Annotated in this window: 15 protein-coding genes; 4 read left to right on the top strand and 11 right to left on the bottom strand. The window is 67.2% G+C overall.

Going from position 1 to position 16,871, the window contains the following annotated elements:
* Positions 1-6 precede the first annotated feature (6 nt).
* Complete coding sequence (gene sucC, locus VHP37_12350) at positions 7-1,167, bottom strand: ADP-forming succinate--CoA ligase subunit beta (protein HEX2827132.1); 1,161 nt, start codon at positions 1,165-1,167, stop codon at positions 7-9.
* 592 nt (positions 1,168-1,759) lie between these two features.
* The gene (locus VHP37_12345; GenBank protein HEX2827131.1) at positions 1,760-2,200 is read right to left on the bottom strand and encodes a universal stress protein; all 441 of its coding nucleotides are present in this window, start codon (positions 2,198-2,200) and stop codon (positions 1,760-1,762) included.
* Between the two features lie 99 nt (positions 2,201-2,299).
* On the opposite strand from VHP37_12345, the gene VHP37_12340 reads away from it, so the two are divergent.
* Entirely contained in the window at positions 2,300-3,343 is a 1,044-nt protein-coding gene (locus VHP37_12340; protein HEX2827130.1) for a CapA family protein, read from the top strand.
* A gap of 112 nt (positions 3,344-3,455) precedes the next feature.
* Here VHP37_12340 and thrC read toward each other — a convergent pair whose 3' ends face one another.
* The 4 genes from thrC to VHP37_12320 form a co-directional block, all read right to left on the bottom strand.
* On the bottom strand, positions 3,456-4,586 hold the full coding sequence (gene thrC / locus VHP37_12335) for a threonine synthase (GenBank protein HEX2827129.1): 1,131 nt from the start codon (positions 4,584-4,586) through the stop codon (positions 3,456-3,458).
* A 62-nt stretch (positions 4,587-4,648) separates the two neighbouring features.
* Positions 4,649-5,848, bottom strand: a complete 1,200-nt coding sequence (locus VHP37_12330; protein ID HEX2827128.1) for an aminotransferase class V-fold PLP-dependent enzyme — start codon at positions 5,846-5,848, stop codon at positions 4,649-4,651.
* Between the two features lie 60 nt (positions 5,849-5,908).
* Complete coding sequence (locus VHP37_12325) at positions 5,909-7,597, bottom strand: hydantoinase B/oxoprolinase family protein (protein HEX2827127.1); 1,689 nt, start codon at positions 7,595-7,597, stop codon at positions 5,909-5,911.
* 10 nt (positions 7,598-7,607) lie between these two features.
* Positions 7,608-9,698 (bottom strand): hydantoinase/oxoprolinase family protein, encoded by a 2,091-nt coding sequence (locus VHP37_12320; protein HEX2827126.1) that lies wholly within the window; start codon positions 9,696-9,698, stop codon positions 7,608-7,610.
* Positions 9,699-9,786: 88 nt separating this feature from the next.
* On the opposite strand from VHP37_12320, the gene VHP37_12315 reads away from it, so the two are divergent.
* On the top strand, positions 9,787-10,731 hold the full coding sequence (locus VHP37_12315) for a LysR family transcriptional regulator (GenBank protein ID HEX2827125.1): 945 nt from the start codon (positions 9,787-9,789) through the stop codon (positions 10,729-10,731).
* Entirely contained in the window at positions 10,728-12,152 is a 1,425-nt protein-coding gene (locus VHP37_12310; GenBank protein HEX2827124.1) for an MmgE/PrpD family protein, read from the top strand. Before VHP37_12315 ends, VHP37_12310 begins: the two co-directional genes overlap by 4 nt.
* A gap of 77 nt (positions 12,153-12,229) precedes the next feature.
* On the opposite strand, the gene VHP37_12305 is transcribed toward VHP37_12310, so the two are convergent.
* Both VHP37_12305 and VHP37_12300 read right to left on the bottom strand, forming a co-directional pair.
* A complete protein-coding gene (locus VHP37_12305) occupies positions 12,230-13,204 on the bottom strand; it encodes a tripartite tricarboxylate transporter substrate binding protein (GenBank protein ID HEX2827123.1) in 975 nt (324 codons plus the stop codon).
* A gap of 186 nt (positions 13,205-13,390) precedes the next feature.
* Positions 13,391-13,759, bottom strand: coding sequence for a hypothetical protein (locus VHP37_12300; GenBank protein HEX2827122.1), 369 nt, complete (start codon positions 13,757-13,759; stop codon positions 13,391-13,393).
* A 161-nt stretch (positions 13,760-13,920) separates the two neighbouring features.
* On the opposite strand from VHP37_12300, the gene VHP37_12295 reads away from it, so the two are divergent.
* Complete coding sequence (locus tag VHP37_12295; GenBank protein HEX2827121.1) at positions 13,921-14,694, top strand: short-chain dehydrogenase/reductase; 774 nt, start codon at positions 13,921-13,923, stop codon at positions 14,692-14,694.
* Here VHP37_12295 and VHP37_12290 read toward each other — a convergent pair.
* The 3 genes from VHP37_12290 to VHP37_12280 are packed head-to-tail and all read right to left on the bottom strand — an operon-like array spanning position 14,691 to position 16,850.
* The gene (locus tag VHP37_12290) at positions 14,691-15,359 is read right to left on the bottom strand and encodes a DUF4286 family protein (GenBank protein HEX2827120.1); all 669 of its coding nucleotides are present in this window, start codon (positions 15,357-15,359) and stop codon (positions 14,691-14,693) included. The genes VHP37_12295 and VHP37_12290 overlap by 4 nt on opposite strands.
* A 9-nt stretch (positions 15,360-15,368) precedes the next feature.
* Complete coding sequence (locus VHP37_12285) at positions 15,369-16,334, bottom strand: tripartite tricarboxylate transporter substrate binding protein (protein ID HEX2827119.1); 966 nt, start codon at positions 16,332-16,334, stop codon at positions 15,369-15,371.
* A 15-nt stretch (positions 16,335-16,349) separates the two neighbouring features.
* Positions 16,350-16,850 (bottom strand): hypothetical protein, encoded by a 501-nt coding sequence (locus tag VHP37_12280; GenBank protein HEX2827118.1) that lies wholly within the window; start codon positions 16,848-16,850, stop codon positions 16,350-16,352.
* Positions 16,851-16,871: the final 21 nt, after the last annotated feature.

Here is a 16,871-nt window from a genome sequence, read left to right as displayed (position 1 = left end):
GTTTCACTAAGCGATAGCTTTCACTACTTTCTGCGCCGCATCGGCCATGTTCGAAGCGGAGATGATCGGAAGCCCCGATTCCGCGAGTATCTTCTTGCCGAGCTCGACGTTGGTGCCTTCGAGGCGCACGACCAGCGGGACCTTGAGGCTCACCTGGCGCGCCGCGGCGACCACGCCTTCGGCGATGACGTCGCACTTCATGATGCCGCCGAAGATGTTGATGAGTATGCCCTTGAGGTTGGGATTCCTCAGCATGATCTTGAAAGCTTCGGTGACCTTCTCGGTCGAGGCGCCGCCGCCGACGTCGAGGAAGTTGGCGGGGCTGCCGCCGTAGAGCTTGATGATGTCCATCGTCGCCATCGCGAGGCCGGCGCCGTTGACCAGGCAGCCGATGTTGCCGTCGAGCTGGATGTAGGCGAGGCCGAACTTCGACGCCTCGATCTCCGCCGGGTCTTCCTCGTCGAGGTCGCGCAGCGCGACGATCTCGGGATGGCGGAAGAGCGCGTTCTCGTCGAAGTTCATCTTCGCGTCGAGCGCGACCACCTTGCCGTCGCCGGTGAGGATGAGCGGATTGATCTCGGCGAGCGACGCGTCGGTCTCGACGAACGCCTTGTAAAGCGCCTTCAGCAGATCGCGCGCCTGGGGCACCGCGTCGGCGCTCACGCCGATCTTGCGCGCGACGTCTTCGGCTTCGGCGTCGGTGAGGCCCTTGCCGGGATCGACGAACACCTTGTGGATCTTCTCGGGCGTCTTGGCGGCGACTTCCTCGATGTCCATGCCGCCTTCGCTGGACGCCATCAGCGCCACGCGCTGCGTGCCGCGGTCGACGACCATTCCGATGTACAGCTCTTTCGCGATGTTCGCGCCTTCCTCGATCAGGAGGCGGCGCACTTTCTGGCCATCGGGGCCGGTCTGGTGGGTCTTCAACTGCATGCCGAGGATCTCGGTCGCGCGCTGTTTGACCTCCTCGATCGACTTGGCGACCTTGACGCCGCCGCCCTTGCCGCGGCCGCCGGCGTGGATCTGGGCCTTGACCACCCAGACGCCGCCGCCGAGCTTCTGCGCCGCCGCCACGGCCTCGTCGACGCTGAACGCCGGGATGCCGCGCGGCGTGGGCACGCCGTATTTACGAAGGATTTCCTTACCCTGGTATTCGTGGATCTTCATGGTGGGACTTTCTCGGCGCGCAACGGCTCGCGGATGCAGGCGCGTCGCTCACGTGAATCGGGAAGAATCTCATAGGGACGGCGTTCCGGGCCTTGACCGCAATCAAGATCGCGGTTTGGCGGAGCTGCTGGCAAGTGACTGGCGGGAAACGCATTGCTGCCGGCCGCCGCCGTCGGCGACCCTCCACTCGTGCGAACCCGAAACGCGAACGGTGAAGTATAGCAAAGGGCCGCGGGGCACGAGCCGAAGGTGAGCGCTTCCTAACCTGTCGGAGCGTCCTGAACGGACTTCAACGCGGTACAGATTGTGGACCTCGGCCGCTGCGTTGCAGCAAGCGAGGGCGGCAAGACGGACGCGCCAGCGGGCCGCCGGGTTGCGCGCCGGGCGAAGGGGCAAAAAAAAGAGCAAGCCCAGGGGCTTGCTCTAAAGTTCCACCAAAGGAGGAGGATTTGGAGGAGTGTGCCTAGCTCGGAGAGAGCATCGACACGAGCCCATTATGCTGGAAACGGCGCTGCAGCGCAACCATTTTGTGTTGCTGTGCGGAAGAGATTTTCTCGCCGCTCAGTTAAATTTTTCTAAGGCGAGCAAGCACTCAACGTACGACGAGCACCGGCACCTGGGCATGGGTCAGCACCTTGCGCGTCTCGCTGCCCAGGAGCACGGCGGCGAGGCCTTTGCGGCCGTGGGACGTCATGAGGATGAGGTCGCAGTGGTTCGAGTCCGCCGTCTTGAGGATGGCGTCGTAGGGGTGGTCGCTGGTCTCGCAGACCGTCGCGCACGGCACCCCAGCCTCGGCCGCGGTGGTCCGGATGAACGACAGATAGGAGTCCGCGCGGGCTTTCGCCTCTTCCTCGATGCGCTCCTCGGTGACCGGATCGAAAGCGCCTTCGTAGGCGATCAGGAGGTGATAGTCGGGAATGACGTGGATCCCGGTGATGCGCGCGCCGTGCAGCCTGGCGAGCTCGACGCCGGTGCGCACCGCGCGCTGGGACTGCTCGGAGCCGTCGGTCGGAATCAGGATGTTTTTGAACATCTTCAGTGCGCCTCCTCGATGCGTGTGACCAGATTGTCGGTGCGGCAGGACGCTGTCAAGCGGGGTACCATCCGGCGATACCCAAAGGAGCCCCCGCCCATGAAAACCACGCTGATGTTCACCGGCGACATCAACCTGATGAACGTCACCGACGCCGAAGGGCCGTTCGCCAAGGTGGCCGACGTGCTGCGCCAGGCCGACGTGCGCTTCTCCAACCTCGAGTGCTGCTTCTACCAGCCCGAAGGCGCGCGCTCGGTGTCGGACGAAGGCTTCTACGCGAATCCGGCGGTGGCGAAAGCGCTGCGCATCGCCGGCATCGACGCGGTCGGCACCGCCAACAACGTGAACTACGGCGCCGACGCGATCACCTCGTCGCTGAAGGCGCTCGACAGCCTCGGCATCCCGCACACCGGCAGCGGAGCGAACTCGACCGCGGCGCACGAACCGGTCGTAGTGACGGCAAAGAACGAGGTCAAGGTCGGATTTCTGCAGCGCACCTCGGTGTACTGGCCGACCAACCACGAAGCCGGCGAGCACAGCCCCGGCGTCGCCGCGCTGCGCGGCCACACCGCGTATCGCGTGCCCGCGCACAAGACGCGGCCCGAGATCCCCCCGATGAACCGCCCCGGCGTGCCGCCGGAAGTGATCACGTGGGCGGACGCGGGCTATCTCAAGCGCCTGCGCGAGGACATCCAAACCCTGCGCAAGCGCTGCGACATCGTCGTGGCTTCGCATCACTGGGGGCTGCATCAGGACGTGCTGCAGTACATGACCGAGATCGCCCACGCCGCGATCGACGCCGGAGCCGACGTCGTCATCGGCCACGGCCCGCACTATTCGCTGCCGGTGGAGATCTACCAAGGCAAGCCGATCTTCTACGGTCTGGGCAGCTTCTCGTTCCACACCGGACACTACGGCCGCAAGCACGGCGACTGGGTCGGCATGCTCGCGCGCGTGGTGATCGAGGACGGCAAGGCGACCGAAGCCGCTTTCCGCCTCGTGCGCCACAACGACGCGAACGAGACCTACGTCTGCGATCCCGCGAAGGAAGAGGTCGAGCTCGGCAAGATCGAGAAGCGCACGACGCCGCTGGGCGCGAAGCTCGGCATTAAAGGAGACGAGGTGACGATCACGCTGGCTTGAACGTCAAAATGGATTCCCGATAGCTCCCGCTCGCGCGGGTCGGGAATGACGACCCCTCCGTCATCCCTCGACCCCTCGTCATTCCCGCGAAGGCGGGAATCCATTTTGATCTTTACGTCCTCGCCGCGAGCCCGAGCAGCTGACCGATCCGCTCCGAGGCCTTGAGCCCCGACCCCGTCAGCACCAGCACCGTCGTCTCGTGCGGCGCGATCGCGCCCGACGCGAGCAGCGTGGTGAGGCCTGCGGCGCCCGCTGCCGAAGTCGGCTCGACGTACAGGCCCTGCTGCGCGCACGCGCGCAGCGCGTCCACGATCTCGCCCTCGCTGACTGCGACGATGCTGCCCCCGCTGTCGCGCACCCCGTCGAGCACTTCCTTCACGCGCGTCGGCTTGGACGACGCGATGCCTTCGGCGATCGTGGCCTTCACCTCGACGGGCACCAGCGTATCGCTCTTCGCCTGCCACGCGGCGTGGTACGGCGCGCAGTTCTCGGCCTGGACGCCGTAGATGCGCGGCACGCGGTCGATCTCGCCGGAACGCTTCAGCTCGTCGAAACCGCGCAGGCAGCCGACCACGTTGCTGCCGTAACCGAGCGGCGTCACGACGTTGTCGGGCGCGCGGAAGCCGAGCTGCTCCCACAGCTCGTAGGCGAGCGTCTTGGTGCCTTCGGTGAAGAACGGCACCCAGTTGTGGCTGGCGTAGAAGATCTCCGAGCTCATCGCCTCGGCCGCTTCGGCAACGTCCTGGCGCGTGCCGCGGATCGTGAGCACGTCCGCGCCGCAGGCCGCGATCTGCGCGATCTTCGGGTACGACGCGGTCTCGGGGACGAGGATGCGGCAGCGCATGCCGGCACGCGCCGCATACGCCGACAGCGAGGCGCCGGCGTTGCCGGACGAATCCTCGAGCACGTAGTCGACGCCGCGGCTTTTCAGATAGCTCACCAGGGCGGTCATGCCGCGGTCCTTGAACGACCCGGTCGGATTGGTGAACTCGAGCTTGAACAGCGTCTCGGCGCCCTGCCACCTGCCGCGAATCAACGGCGTCCAGCCTTCGCCGAGCGACACCGCGTGCGCAGGATCGATCTCGAGCGCCGCGGCATAGCGCCAGACGTCGTAGCGGTCGGTGCGGATATCGGCGCGCCTGAGGCCGCGGCCGGGGGTGAGATTGAGATGGGCGCCGTCGTCGGCGCGCCAGCGCGGCGTATCGATGGGATACGTCGCGCCGTTCGAAGAGATGAATTTCATTCTGGTGATACGTGAAAAGTAAAACGTGAAACGATTTTACGGCGTTGCGCCGGTTTCACGTTTCACGGCTTCCTCAGGAACTCCCTCGTCAACCCCAGCACCCTCTCCACGTCGTCCAGGTTGTTGTAGACGTGCATCGAGAAGCGCAGCATGCCGCGGCGTATCGAGAGCTTCACGCGGTTCGCGGCGAGATGCTCGTAAAGCCGGTTGTAGCGCTCGTCGCCCGTGCCGTAGTGGTCGGCGCTCATCTCGCCGATGGTGACGATCTTGGTGAGATGCGCGCCGGGCTCGCCGCCGGCGACCTTGAGGCCGAGGTCGAGGAACCCCCGCGCCAGCGAGTGCGTGAGCCCCTGCACGTAAGGCTCGATGCGCCGCGTATCCCATTCGAGAAGCTGCTTCATCGACGCGTCGACCGCGGTCGTGGCGAGGAAGTTGTAGTTGCCGAGATCGAAGCGCCGCGCACCCGCCGCGAGCCGGTAGTCGTAGCTGCCGAGGCTCGCTTCGTGCGCGTCGCCGAGATCGACGCCGAAACGCGCCAGATACGCGGGCTTCAGCCGCTCCGCCCAGTCGCGCTTCACGTACAGAAAGCCCATGCCGTAGAGCGCGAGGAGCCCTTTCTGGGTCGACACCGCGAGCGCGTCGATGCCCGACGCCTTGACGTCGGTGTGCATCACGCCGACCGATTGCGCGCCGTCGACGAGCAGCAGCACGCCTTTGTCGCGGCATGCGCGGCCTAGCGTCTCCACGTCGGTCCGGAAACCCGGCGCGAAAGACACCGTCGATACCGTCGCCACGCGCGTGCGCGCGTCGATGCGCTCGATCATCTCGCCGATCGGAATGTGGCCTTCGCGCGCCGGCACCATGCGCACCTCGACCCCGTAGCGACGCATGTTGAGCCACGCGTAGACGTTGTTCGGGTGCTCGAGCTCCGGACACAGCACCACGTTGTCGCCGCGGTGCCAGTCGATCGCCGTGGCGATCATGTTCAGGCCTTCGGAGATGTTCTTGGTGTAGGCGATCTCGTCGGGCTCGGCGTTGACGAGCTGCGCGAAACGCTCGCGCGCGCGCTCGATCAGCGCGAAGAAATCCGCCTTGTCGGTGGCGCCGTTGTACATGCGGTCGTCGAGGTGCGCATCCATCGCCGCCCGCGCCTCGTTCGAGATCACGCCCCGCGCGGAGACATCCAGGTAAGTCCAGCGCTCGAGCGCCGGAAAGTGCGACCGCGCTTCGGCCAGCGCAACGCCGTCATCGATTTTGTTCATTCGCTTTTCCTTTGCGTCCTTTGCGTCTTTGCGGTTCATGTTTTTGACGCATCGCAGAGTCTACGCGCTCGCCCGCCCTTCGCGCACGTCGCGCTCGACCGCTGCCGCGTCGCGCTCGCTCGCAGCCCCATAACCCGCGCCCGACGGCGTCGCGATGCGCAGCACCGAATCGCGCGGCAGCCTCACGTCGGCCGCCGCAGCCGGCAGCTTGCGCTCCTCCGGCGTGTCCGGATTCAGGATGAACGCGCCGAGCTTGCCCGCGTCTCCGCCGCCGGCGCCGAGCGCGGCCACATGCTGGCGCTCCGACGACAGCGACACCACGATGTCGTCCGCGAGCACGCGGTAATCGCGGATCACGCCCATGCCGCCGCGATACTTGCCGCCGCCGCCCGAATCTTCCCACAGCGCGTAACGCTCGACCCTGAACGGATACGCGTGCTCCAGCGCTTCGACCGGCAGGTTCGAAGAGCCCGATGCATGGACGCGAACGCCGTCCACACCGTCGCGATTCGCGCGCGCGCCCATGCCGCCGGCGAGCGTCTCGTAGTTGACGAAATAAGTCCCGTTGCGCGGATCGGTTCCGGACAGCACGTAGAGATGGTGCGGACCGCTGCCCGCGAGCGCCTTGTGCGGCAGCGCCTGCGACAGCGCCGCGGCGATGACGTCGCCGAGCACGCTCGCCGAGATCGAGCGGCAGCCGATCGCCGCGGGCGGCACCGGGCCCACGACGCACCCCGGCGGCGCGCTGATCTCCAGCGTGCGGTAATAGCCCGCGTTCGCGGGCACCTCGGGATCGAGCAGCGCCTTGGCGACGGTGTAGACCGTCGCGAGCAGCGCGCGATACGGGATGTTGCGCGCGCAGTTCAACTGCGGATCGGACCCCGCGAAATCGAAATGCAGCCGGCCTTTGCCGACGGTGAGCGTGAGCTTGATGCGCGCGACGCTCGTCTCGTCGTTGCCGTCGAGGAAATCCTCGGCGACGTAACGGCCCGCCGGCAGCTTCTCGATCGCGGCGCGGAAGCGCTTCTCGGTGAAATCGAGATACGAGGCGATCGTCGCCTCGGTCTCTTTCGCGCCGTAGCGGTCGAAGAGCGAGAGCACGCTGCGCATGCCGACGGTGTTCGCCGCGAACTGCGCCTGGAGGTCGCCGACGCGCTCGTCGGGCGTGCGCGAGTTCAGCAGGATCACGTCGAAGACGTCGCGGTTCAACTTTCCTTCGCATAGGATGCGCACCGGCGGGATGCGGATGCCTTCCTGGTAGATCGACTGGCACACCGCGGCTTCCGACCCCGGCACCATGCCGCCGACGTCGGCGTGGTGGGCGATGTTCGCCACGTACGCCACGATCCGCTTGCCGATGAACACCGGCGCGATCACGTTGATGTCGGGGAGATGCGTGCCGCCGCCGTTGTACGGATCGTTGGCGACGAACATGTCGCCGGGCCTGATCTCGGACTCGGGAAAGCGCTTCAGGATCTCGTCGACCGCGCCGACCATCGAGCCGAGATGGATCGGCACGCGCTGCGCGAGCGCGATCACCTCGCCGTGGCGGTCGAAGATCGCGGTCGAGCAGTCGGCGCGCTCCTTGATGTTCGGCGAGAACGCGGTGCGGGTGAGCGTCGCGCCCATCTCTTCGGCGGTCGCGAGCAGGAATCTCGCGACGACCTCGGCCTGAATCGGATCGACCGCCGGGCGCTTGTTCACCGGCGCGGTTTTCATCTGCAGGCGGGTCTTAGACGTGCGGGCCATGCGGCGCTCCTCAGGCGGCGAGCGCGCCGGCACGGCGCACTGGCTTGCTCGTTGCGGTTTCCAGCTCCATGTGCAGGTAGCCGTAGCGGTCCTGTTTGAGCTTCGCTTTGGGCGGCACGACCGTCGTGGTGTCCATCTGCTCGACGATCGCCGGGCCGGTGATGCGCGCGTCGGCGGGGAGCCGGTCGCGGTCGTACACCGGCGTGGTGACGTAACCGGTCTCGGGGAACCACACCTTGCGTTTCTCGAGCAGCGCCGACTTCAGATCGCCGCGCGCCAGCTTCGCGCGCTCGGCCGGCGTCGGCTTACGCTTGCCGGTGACGACGAGCCTCAAGTTCACGATCTCCACCGGCTGCGCGCGCATGTCGTAGCCGTAGTAGTCCTTGTGGCGGTGGTGGAACGCCTCGCGCAGCCTGTCGAGCGTGCGCGCGTCGAGCTTGTCCGATTTCAATTCCATGATGAGCTCGAAGTTCTGCCCGAAGTAGCGCAGGTCCGCAAACCATTGATACGTGCCGCGCTCTTCGCCTTCGCCTTTCAGCCACTGCGCGCCGCGCTCGCCCAACGTCGCGAAGCCCTCGTTGAGAGACTTCAAACCCGAAGCTTCGGCGCGCACCAGGCGCGTCAGGCTGAAGTCGCCGCGCACCTCCGCGTGCAGGAGACCGATCGCGGAGAGCAGGCCCGGCCGCGGCGGCACCAGCACTTTGCGCATGCCCATCGCGCGCGCGACGTCGGCCGCATGCAGCGGGCCCGCGCCGCCGAAAGCGACGAGGGTGAAGTCGCGCGGGTCCTCGCCCTGCTCGACCGAGATCACGCGCACCGCACCCATCATGTTGACGTTGATGATCTCGATGACGCCCGCGGCCGCCTTGGTGCGGTCGACTTTGAGCTTCGCGGCGAGCTCGTCGATGACCGCTTCGGCCTTGTCGGCGTGCATCGCCATGCGCCCGCCGAGCAGCGTCTTGGGATTCAACCGGCCGAGCACCACGTTGGCGTCGGTGACCGTGGCCTGCGTGCCGCCGCGGCCGTAGGCGGCCGGACCCGGATATGCGCCCGCGCTCTGCGGGCCGACCTTGAGCAGGCCGCCGGCGTCGGTCCACGCGATCGAGCCGCCGCCCGCGCCGATGGTATGGATGTCGAGGGTGCGCGTGCGCACCGGGAAACCGCCCATCGCGCGCTCGCTCTTCTTCGCGGGCTCGCCGTCGCGGATCAAACACACGTCGGTGCTCGTGCCGCCCATGTCGAAGGTGATGAGGTTCGGCAGTCCGAGCTGATTGCCGAGGCCGACGCTGCCGATCACGCCGCCGGCCGGGCCGGAGAAGAAGGTGTTCACCGGGACCTTGCGCACCGCCCCGGGCGACACCGCGCCGCCGTTGGACTGCATGACGCGCGGGGCATGGCGGATGCCGAGGTCGGCCACGCCCTGCTCGAAGCGCTCGAGATAGCGGTCCATGATCGGCATCAGGCTCGCGTTGACCGTGGCGGTGGCGAAGCGCTCGAACTCGCGGAACTCGGCGAGCACGTCGTTCGAGGTGCAGAGATAGACCTCGGGCCAGAGCTCCTTCACCAGCGCGCGCGTGCGCTCCTCGTGCTCGGGATTGGCGTACGCGTGGAGATAGCAGACCGCCACCGCGTCGACGTGCTTCGCCTTCAGCTCACGAATCGCGCGCGCGATCTCGTCTTCGGAGAGCGGCGTCACTTCGGCGCCGTCCGCCGCGATGCGTCCTTCGACCTCGATGCGGCAATCGCGCGGCGCCGGCGGCATCGGCTTGGGGATGTCGAGGTTGAAGTAATGCGGCCGGCGCTGGCGCGCGAGCTCGAGCACGTCGCGGAAACCGCGGGTGGTGATGAGCCCGGTGCGCGCCCACTTGCCTTCGAGCACCGCATTGGTCGCCAGCGTGGTGCCGAGGACGAGGAACTTCACGTCGCCGCGTTTCAGACCGTTCTGATCGAGCAGCTCGGCGACGCCGTCGAGGATGCCTTTGGCGGGGTCGGCGGTGAGCGTCGGAACCTTGTAATAGTGATAGCGGCCGCTCGAAGCGTCGACCGCCACGAGATCGGTGAACGTGCCGCCGGTGTCTATACCGACCGAGAGGATGCCCATGGATGCTCCGTGCGAGGTTTTCCCGATGTTAGGGGGCCGGCATTCATGGCACAAATAGATATTCACTGCCCATTTATACTGACGACTTATGAATCTGAAGCTCAGGCAGCTCGCCGGGTTCGTCGCGCTGACGCGCTGCGGCTCGTTCAGCGCCGCGGCGCGCGAGCTCGCGATGACCCAGCCCGCGTTCTCCCAGCTCATCCGCCAGCTCGAGAACGCGCTGCAGGTGCGGCTGTTCGAGCGCACCACGCGGCGGGTCGAGCTGACCGAGGCCGGCACGCGCTTTCTCGCCATGGTGCAGCGGCCGCTCGACGATCTCGAGGATGCGCACGTCACCATGCGCGAGATCGCGGGCGGGAAACGCGGGCGCATCGCGTTCGCGTCGCTGCCTTCGGTGGCTTTCGCCGCCGCCACGACCGCGCTGGCGCGCTTCAAGGCCGGACACCCGCACATCCACGTGCGGCTGATCGAGGAGCAGAACCTCAACATCGTCGAGAAAGTGCTGTCGCGCGAGATCGATTTCGGCATCGGCACGCTCGACACCGCGCACGCCGACCTCGATTTCGCGCCGCTGATCGACGACGAGCTGGTCGCGGTATTTCCGGCGCGGCACGCGTTCGCGAAGCTTCGAACCGTCGCCTGGCGCGATTTCGCCAACGAGCCTCTGGTGCTCCTCACCGGCCGCTCGAACGTGCGCACGATCGTCGACCGGCACCTCGGGCGCGCGGCGGAGCCGGCCTACGACGTCGCCGGCATGGTGACCGCGCTCGCGATGGTGCGGGCAAGGCTCGGCGTCACCGCGATGCCGCGCATCGCGCTGGGCGAGCTCAACATGAACGGCCTCGGGTCGAAGCCTTTCGGCGCGCCCAGGCCCACGCGCCGCATCGGCATCATCACGCACGCCAGGCGCCGCCTCTCGCCCGCGGCGCAAGCCTACGTCGACCTCCTGTTCGAGGAAGCTTGGGCCAGTCCCTATAATCGAAGCGGAAGACACACTCGGGGAACATCATGGGAAGCGCCGAAGCACCGTTGAAACTCGCCCGCGACAACGATCTCGCGGAAGGCTACAGCCGCGAGCTCTGCGAGACCATCGCAGCGTGGCGTTACGAGGACCTGCCGCCCGCGGTGGTGGCGACCGCGAAAGCGCTGATGCTCGACGTGCTCGGCGTGATCGGCGGCGCGCGCGCGGCGCCCGGCATTCCGGAGCTCGATGCGCGGCTGTCGCGCTGGGAGACCTCGGGATCGGCCACCGGCCTCATCGGCAAGCGCCGCTACAGCCCGCCGACCGCTGCGATGGCGAACGGCGCGGCGGCGCATGCGCTCGACTTCGACGACCAGCACGACCCCGCGCGCGTGCACACGAGCAGCGTCGTGGTGCCGACGCTGCTCGCGACGGCCGAAGACGTCGGCCACGTGAGCGGCCGCGATTTCCTGCTCGCGATGGCTACGGCTGCCGAATTGCACGCGCGCTTCGGCCTCGCCTGCTACAACAGCCTCGGCAAAGGCTGGCACCCGACGATGATCTTCGGTACGCTCGCGGCGAGCCTCGGCGCCGGACGGCTGCTCGGCCTCGACGGCGAAGGCCTGGCTAACGCGCTCGGCATGGCCTATCACCAGACGGCCGGCTCGGCGCAGAGCATGCGCGACGGCGTGCTGTCGAAACGGCTCGGCGCGGGCTTCGCGGCGCGCAACGCCGTCACGGGCGCATTCCTCGCCGCCGACGGTTTGACGGGGACGCGGCGCACGCTCGAAGGCAACGCGGGTCTCTTCGCGCTGTACGAGCGCGGCGAAGTGAAGCACGAGATCCTCACCGACGGCCTCGGGACGACGTGGCGCACACCCGAATACAGCTTCAAGCCGTTTCCCTGCTGCCGCTGCAATCACACCCCGATCGGTCTCGGCATCCGTCTGCACGAGCAGGGCGTGCGCGCCGAAGACGTCGCAGCGATCGAGATCCGCATGGGCGAAGTGAACTGGCTCACCGTCGGCGAGCCGTACGACGTGACGCGCGATTCGGTCGTGCACGCGCAGTTCAACGCGTCGTACAGCTTCGCGCGCGCGCTCGCCGACGGCCGCGTCGATCTCTCGACCTACCAGAAGCCGGCGATCTCCGATCCGCGCATCGTCGCGCTGGCGGGCGCGGCGCGCGTCGTGTCCGCCCCCGAGATCGATCCGACCGCGATCGAACCCGCGAGCGTGCGCGTGACCCTGAAGAACGGCGAAGTAAGAGTAGCGGCGAGCGACACCATCAAGGGCAGCCCGCAGGACCCGATGAGCCCGGCGGACCTGCTCGCCAAGGTGAAGAGCTGCCTCGCGTTCGGGTTGAATGCGGGCGATGCCGATGCGCAGCGGCTGGCCGATGTCGTGATGGACCTGGAGGCGCACGACGACGCGGCCCGCGCGATCGTGGAGGCGTTCCCCGGAAAGGTCTACGCCGCTGGTCCTCGCGGCTGAAGCCGCGCCTCCCCGCGCAACGGCGCGCTTATGCGCCTGGCGGCGCTACGACTGATGCGCTTGCGCGCCCCGACGCCCTAATCCGGTTTCAGACCGATTTTCTGAGCGAGCTTGCCCCACTGATCCATCTCGGCTTTGACGAAGCGCGCGAACTCGTCGGATGAGTTGCCGACGGGGATCGCACCCTGCGCCGCGAGCTTGTCGCTCATGTCGGGCAGCTTGATGATGCGCGCGATCTCGCCCGAGAGCCTGGCGAGCACCGGCTTGGGCATGCGGCCCGGCGCGAAGACGCCGTACCACTCGTAGGTATCGAAACCGGGCATGCCCGACTCGGCGAAGGTCGGGGTGTCGGGCAATCCCGGCGAGCGCTTCGCCGCGGTCGTCGCGATCGCCTTCAGCCTGCCCGCCTTGATGTGCGGGAGCACGCCGGGCGGGCCGCTGATCATGAACTGTATGCGCCCGCCGATGAGGTCGATGATCGCCGGCGCGCCGCCCTTGTACGGGATGTGGGTGATCTTGATACCCGCCTGCAGGTTGAGGAGCTCCATCGACAGGTGCCCCGAGGTGAGCTGTCCGGGCGAGCCGAAATTGAGCGCGCCGGGTTTCGCTCTCGCGAGCGCGATCACCTCCTTCAGGTTGTTCGCCGGCACGCCGGGATACATGGTCATCACGCCCGGCACGATCACCATCAACGACACCGGCGTGAAATCGCGCGCGGTGTCGTAAGGCAGGTTCTTCAGCACGAACGGATTGACGACGTGCGGCGTGAGCAGCGTGCCGACGGTGTAACCGTCGGCAGCGGCTTTGGCGACGATCTCGCTGCCGACGGTGAAGACGCCGCCGGGGCGGTTGTCGACGACGACCTGCTGGCCCCACGCTTCGTTCATCTTCTGCGCGACGAGGCGCGTGACGATGTCGGTCGTGGAGCCCGCGGGAACGGGGACGATCCAGCGTATGGGGCGGGTGGGATACTGAGGTGCTTGTTCCGCTGATTGAGCTGCGGCGGCGAACAACGCGAGCGACGCCGCCGCGATGGTGCGTATCGTTGTCATCGGCCTCCTCCTGCACGGCATGTTAAAGCATTAACCGCAGAGGACGCGGAGGACGCAGAGGAAAAGCAAAGTCAAAATGGGTCCCCGCCCCCGACTACATCACTCGGGGGCAGGCTCTTCGCGGGGACGACGGCATCAGAAAAAGGGCAGCCGGCCGGCTGCCCTTTTGCTCGCGTGGGGCGCTGCTTACTTCGACGTCGCGCTGCTCGACGCGCCGCCCGGACCGCTGGTCGCGGTCGCGCCGCCTGCATTCGCTTTGGCCTTGGCATGGCGCTTGGATTTCTTCGCTTTCTTCTTGTGCTTGGTCCTGGCCTTGGTCGTCGTGGTGGTCGTGCCCTTGTCGGTCGCGGTCGTGGTGGTCGTGGTGTTGCCGACCGTCGTCGACGCCGAGGCCTTGGCGTTGCCGGTCGCCGCGGCCGACGGCGTGGCGGGGGTCGCGGGGGTCGCCTTCATCGCCTCGCCCTTGGACGGCGCCGCCGTCGAGCCCTGGGCGGCGGCGACACCGGCGGTCGCCGCGAACGCCGCGGCCACGATAGCGGACAGTACTTTGTTCATGGTTCCTCCTCGTAAGGGTGCGTCCTCGGACGGGACAGTTCGCATAACGCGCAGCGCACGACCGGCGTTGACCTTACCCTACACCCTTTCACCCTTCACCCTTCACCCTACCCGTTCACGCTTTTTGCTTAGCATCACCGAACACTCGAAGGAGCATGACTATGGACCTCGGCCTCAAAGGACGCACCGCGCTGGTCACCGGCGGCTCGCGCGGCATCGGCTACGGCGTCGCGCAGGTGCTCGCGGCGGAAGGCTGCAACCTGCATCTCGCCTCGCGCAACGCGGCCGACCTCGAGACGGCGCGCAGGAAGATCATGGACGTGCACGACGTCGAGGTGACCTGCCATCCGCTCGACCTCGGCTCGACCGACAACGTGAAAAAGCTCGCCAAGGCGTGCTTCGACGTCGATTTCGTGGTGAACAACGCGGGCGCGATCCCGCAGGGCAGCGTCACCGCGGTCGACGACGAGACGTGGCGCCGCGCCTGGGACCTCAAGGTCTTCGGCTTCGTCAGCCTGATCCGCGAGATCTACCCGGTGATGTGCGAGCGCCGCCGTGGCGTGATCGTCAACGTGATCGGCATCGCGGGCGAGCGTCCGCTCGCGACCTACATCGCGGGCAGCATGGGCAACGCGAGCCTGATGGCGCTGTCGCGCGCGCTGGGCGCGCAAAGCCCCGAGTTCGGGGTGCGCGTGATCGGCATCAATCCGGGCGCGATCGAGACCGATCGCCAGGTGGTGAGATGGAAGGCGCGCGCCGAGAAAGAGCTCGGGAGCCGCGACCGCTGGCGCGAGCTCACCACCGGCTTTCCGTTCGGACGACTGGGCACGGTCAACGAGATCGCGAACACCGTCGCCTTCCTGTGCTCGGACCTGTCCTCCTATACCTCGGGCACAGTTATTACGATCGACGGCGGGGCGTCGGCGAAAAGCTAGGCGCGCACGTAGCGGCGCAGCGCTATGCGCATCCGGTCGCGCGTCTGCGGCCGGATCTTCACCGTCCACGGCGTCACCGCCGCGTCCTCCCACGCCTTGGACGCGCACACCTCGGGCGACGTCAGCCGATAGAGCGCGAGATAGCGGTGGTTGCCTTCGCTCCGCGCGTCGACGATGCGAAAGCGCCGCGCCGAGAGACACCCCGGCACCGCCGACAGCCGCGGGATGTGCTCTTCGTCGTACCACGCGTTGAAGTCGCTCTCCGCCTCGGGGACCACGTTCATCGCGAAGAGCAGCAGCCCGCCTGCGTCGGGGTCAGACCCCGGCCTTTCGGGGTCTGACCCCGGTTTTTTCCGGGTGATCTCCTCGCCCTCGAACCGGCACAGCCGCTTGGCTTTCGCGATCACGCGCTTCGACCACGGCGAGAGGTTCTCGCCGCCGATCGCGCGATAGGCGTCGCTCTTCAGCACGTCGAGCGATTCGAGATCGTAGGTCGCGATCGAGATCCTCGGGTTCTCCGCGGCGACCCAGCGCTCGCACGCGAGGAAGCCCGGCACCGCGCGCCGCTCGGGCACGTGCTCGGTGTCGTACCAGTCGTTGAACTCGTCTTCCTTCACCGGCGACGAATCGAATCCCGCGACGAGCAGTCCCTTGCGTGCGGCCATGGCGCCCCCTCAGTCGACTTTGATCCCCGCTTTCTTCACGACCGGCGCCCACTTCGCGGTCTCGGCGCGGATGAACTCGCCGAACTTCTCGGGCGGGCCGCCGACCGGCTCGAATCCCAGCTCGATCATGCGCTTGTGCATGTCGGGCGTGGCGATGATCTTGTTGAGGTCGCCGTTGAGGCGCCGGATGATGTCCGGGGAAACGCCCGACGGCGTGAGCACGCCGTTCCACGACGTCACTTCGTAGCCGGGCACGCCCGACTCCGCGACCGTCGGCAGCTCGGGCAGGAACAGCGAGCGCTTGCCGCTGGTGACCGCGATGGCGCGAAGCTTGCCGGCTTTCACGTGCGCCGCGATCGACGCCGGCTCGCCGAAGATCATCGCGATCTCACCCGAGAGCAGCGCGATCGCCGCCGGCCCGCCGCCCTTGTACGGCACGTGCACGAGCTTCGTTCCCGTCATGCTGTTGAAGAGCTCGCCGGTGAGATGGTTGATCGCGCCGCTGCCGCTCGATCCGAAGCCGAGCTGTCCCGGCCGCGCCTTGGCGAGCGCGATGAGGTCCTTGATGTTCTTCACCGGCAGCGACGGGTGCACGACCACCACCTGCGGCACCGACGAGAGCCAGATGATCGGCGCGAAGTCGCTCTCCTTGAACGGCATCTTCGAATAGATGCTCGGGTTGATCGAATGCGTGCCCGAGTACGCGAACGCGATGGTGTAACCGTCCGGCGGCGCCTTGGCCGCGATCTCCGCGCCGATGTTGCCCGCGGCCCCGCCGCGGTTGTCGACGATGATCTGCTGGCCGATCGATTCGGAGAGCTTCGGGCTCAGGAGCCGCGTCAGCGTGTCCGCGCCGCCGCCCGGCGGCCACGGCACGACCCAGCGGACCGGCTTGGCGGGATAGCTCTGCGCCCAGGCGCCGCCGCACGTTGCGATCGCGATCGCGGCGACCGCGAACAGCTCTCGTTTTCTCATCGTCGTTCCTCCTCGTTATTTCGGTACGTAACGACTGCTGGCCGGCGCGTACACCGCGATGCCGGCTCGATGCAGGCGGTCCGCGACGTCGCGCGCCGTTACGGCGATGCCGCGATACGGCGTCGAGCGGTCGATCGCGACACACTCGAGCCATCGCCATTCGATGCCGGCGAGGTCGTTCTCCGGCTGCTCGCGATCGGCGACCAGCAGGCACTGTCCCTCGCCCACTTCCGGGGCTGTCTTCGCGCCGTCGAAAAGATTGCGCTTGTAGTAACGCCGGTCGATCAGCGGCAGCCACTCGCCCATGCCGCGGACGCCGAGATAGTAGGGATCCTGGAACACATCGGCGGAGGCGACGCTGTACATCGCGAGCGAAGGCGAATGCCCGGCGGTCTTCGTCTTGAAGCGCTGCGCCGACGCGATGCCCGGGACTGTCGCCATGATCTCGAGGTGCTTGAAGTACCAATCGTCCCAATCGCGCTCGCGCGACGGATCGGTGATCCCGCTCTGGCTCATGAATATCACGATGACGACCCG

The sequence above is a fragment of the Burkholderiales bacterium genome, assembly GCA_036262035.1.
GTDB lineage: Bacteria > Pseudomonadota > Gammaproteobacteria > Burkholderiales > SG8-41 > JAQGMV01.
The sequence above is the reverse complement of the archived record's forward strand: the minus strand, read 5'-3'. Positions and strand labels throughout refer to the sequence as shown.

Excerpts from the sequence above, each read along its gene's own strand:
- sucC (HEX2827132.1), bottom strand. The coding sequence starts at position 1,167 with ATGAAGATCCACGAATACCAGGGTAAGGAAATCCTTCGTAAATACGGC.
- VHP37_12345 (HEX2827131.1), bottom strand. The coding sequence starts at position 2,200 with ATGTTCAAAAACATCCTGATTCCGACCGACGGCTCCGAGCAGTCCCAG.
- VHP37_12340 (HEX2827130.1), top strand. The coding sequence starts at position 2,300 with ATGAAAACCACGCTGATGTTCACCGGCGACATCAACCTGATGAACGTC.
- thrC (HEX2827129.1), bottom strand. The coding sequence starts at position 4,586 with ATGAAATTCATCTCTTCGAACGGCGCGACGTATCCCATCGATACGCCG.
- VHP37_12330 (HEX2827128.1), bottom strand. The coding sequence starts at position 5,848 with ATGAACAAAATCGATGACGGCGTTGCGCTGGCCGAAGCGCGGTCGCAC.
- VHP37_12325 (HEX2827127.1), bottom strand. The coding sequence starts at position 7,597 with ATGGCCCGCACGTCTAAGACCCGCCTGCAGATGAAAACCGCGCCGGTG.
- VHP37_12320 (HEX2827126.1), bottom strand. The coding sequence starts at position 9,698 with ATGGGCATCCTCTCGGTCGGTATAGACACCGGCGGCACGTTCACCGAT.
- VHP37_12315 (HEX2827125.1), top strand. The coding sequence starts at position 9,787 with ATGAATCTGAAGCTCAGGCAGCTCGCCGGGTTCGTCGCGCTGACGCGC.
- VHP37_12305 (HEX2827123.1), bottom strand. The coding sequence starts at position 13,204 with ATGACAACGATACGCACCATCGCGGCGGCGTCGCTCGCGTTGTTCGCC.
- VHP37_12300 (HEX2827122.1), bottom strand. The coding sequence starts at position 13,759 with ATGAACAAAGTACTGTCCGCTATCGTGGCCGCGGCGTTCGCGGCGACC.
- VHP37_12295 (HEX2827121.1), top strand. The coding sequence starts at position 13,921 with ATGGACCTCGGCCTCAAAGGACGCACCGCGCTGGTCACCGGCGGCTCG.
- VHP37_12290 (HEX2827120.1), bottom strand. The coding sequence starts at position 15,359 with ATGGCCGCACGCAAGGGACTGCTCGTCGCGGGATTCGATTCGTCGCCG.
- VHP37_12285 (HEX2827119.1), bottom strand. The coding sequence starts at position 16,334 with ATGAGAAAACGAGAGCTGTTCGCGGTCGCCGCGATCGCGATCGCAACG.
- VHP37_12280 (HEX2827118.1), bottom strand. The coding sequence starts at position 16,850 with ATGAGCCAGAGCGGGATCACCGATCCGTCGCGCGAGCGCGATTGGGAC.